Origin of the sequence: Halorubrum cibi, from assembly GCF_900182635.1 — an archaeon.
Lineage (GTDB): Archaea > Halobacteriota > Halobacteria > Halobacteriales > Haloferacaceae > Halorubrum > Halorubrum cibi.
Window position 1 is genome coordinate 1 of record NZ_FXTD01000029.1, and the last position, 1,489, is coordinate 1,489.

3 protein-coding genes are annotated in these 1,489 nt (G+C 61.0%); 2 read left to right on the forward strand and 1 reads right to left on the reverse strand.

Annotation, left to right across the window (positions count from 1 at the left end; translation table 11 throughout):
• On the forward strand, nt 1-654 hold a 654-nt coding region (locus tag FN829_RS15690), incomplete at its 5' end, for a permease (protein WP_142987860.1).
• A 13-nt stretch (nt 655-667) separates the two neighbouring features.
• On the opposite strand, the gene FN829_RS15695 is transcribed toward FN829_RS15690, so the two are convergent.
• Nucleotides 668-1,063: an ArsR/SmtB family transcription factor gene (locus FN829_RS15695; RefSeq protein WP_142987861.1), complete on the reverse strand. Its 396-nt coding sequence runs from the start codon at nt 1,061-1,063 to the stop codon at nt 668-670.
• Nucleotides 1,064-1,382: 319 nt separating this feature from the next.
• Here FN829_RS15695 and FN829_RS15700 point away from each other — a divergent pair.
• On the forward strand, nt 1,383-1,489 hold a 107-nt coding region (locus FN829_RS15700; protein ID WP_142987859.1), incomplete at its 3' end, for an arsenic metallochaperone ArsD family protein.

The following is a 1,489-nucleotide window of genomic DNA, read 5'->3' on the forward strand; positions in this document are numbered from 1 at the left end:
TTCGGGACCGGCGTGACCGTCGCGTACGTGACGACGGCGCTGCTCGCGGCGATCGTCGCGGGACTCATCATCGGGACGTTCGAACTCGACGGGTACATCAAGGACGTCCGGATCACTGCGGGCGGTCGCGAGATCGCGACCGACGGCGGAGCGACTCTCTCGGACGCGTCGGGGGCGGCCGACGCTGGCGGGTGTAGCGAGTGCGGGACAACGGCGACGAACAGAACCCACAAGGAACGCGTGACCGCCGCGGGTGAGGGCGCGCTCTCCTTCTTCCGCGACACACTCCCGTACATTGCCGTCGGGATCGCGATTGGCGCGCTGATCCACGGCGCCGTACCGGCAGAGTTTCTCCAACAGATCGCCGGGCCGGGGAACCCGCTCGCGACGCCGATCGCCGCGCTCGCCGGTGCGCCGATCTACGTGAGCATCAGCGGAATGCTGCCGATCGCGCACTCGCTCACTGAGGCGGGGATCCCGATCGGAACGGTGATCGCGTTCGTCATCGGCGGCGCGGGGATCAGCATCCCGAACCTGATCCTCCTGAACAAGCTGTTCGAGCGTCGACTACTCGCGATCTACGCGACGACGGTGGTGACGATCGGGATCACTGTCGGCGTGCTGTTCAACACCATCTTCGCCGGCCTCCTCTGAGCCGGGACCCTTCTTACAGCGACCGCGACCCGTCGAGCGCAACGAGGACCGCGTTTGCGCGCGGCGTGGCGCGATACATCCGCCACTTGCCTTCCTTTCGGCGCGTGACGAGGCCGGCGTCGGTGAGCTTCGAGAGGGCGTGGCTGATCGCGCTGTCGCTCACGTCCAGCAGCGGCGAGAGTTCGCAGACGCACAGCTCATCGTCGTCAGCCGCGTGAAGCATCCGGACGATCTTGTATCGCGTCTCGTTGCCGAGCGCCGACAGCAGCTCAATATCGGTCTCCAGGTCGGACCCGCCGACACTCTCGTTCAGTTCTTCTAGCTCCGCTAACCGGTCGGCGAGGTCTTCATCCGTACAGGAGCCACATTCGTCGGCGACGTACCGCTGTAAACGCTCGGTCGATGACATACACACAATTGAACCAATGTGAGATTAAGCGTTATGGACCGACACGTATCTGTTGTCTGGGTATGCTATGCGATTCATGATGCCTTCAAATAGGACACGTTTGATCGTACCTCGCTGACGTACACAGAGAGTAGATATCGACAGTATAACCGTTCTAGACGATATAAAAACGTAGTTTCGCATATTCTTGATGAGTGGCCCTATCGAAGGGTTTATAATTATATGAGAGTTTGTTCAAGCGTATTGGTCGCACGAGGACTCGGTAATACCCTTCGTCGCGAACGATAGCTCAGACGATCGACGACGATCCGACTCAATCATGACCGAACTCACCCTGTACGAAGAAGCGATGTGTTGCTCCACCGGCGTCTGCGGTCCCGACCCCGACGACGAACTCGTCGAGGTCAGCGCGGCGCTTGACCAGCT

Coding starts and splice junctions, on each gene's coding strand:
- FN829_RS15695 (WP_142987861.1), bottom strand. CDS start 1,063: ATGTCATCGACCGAGCGTTTACAGCGGTACGTCGCCGACGAATGTGGC.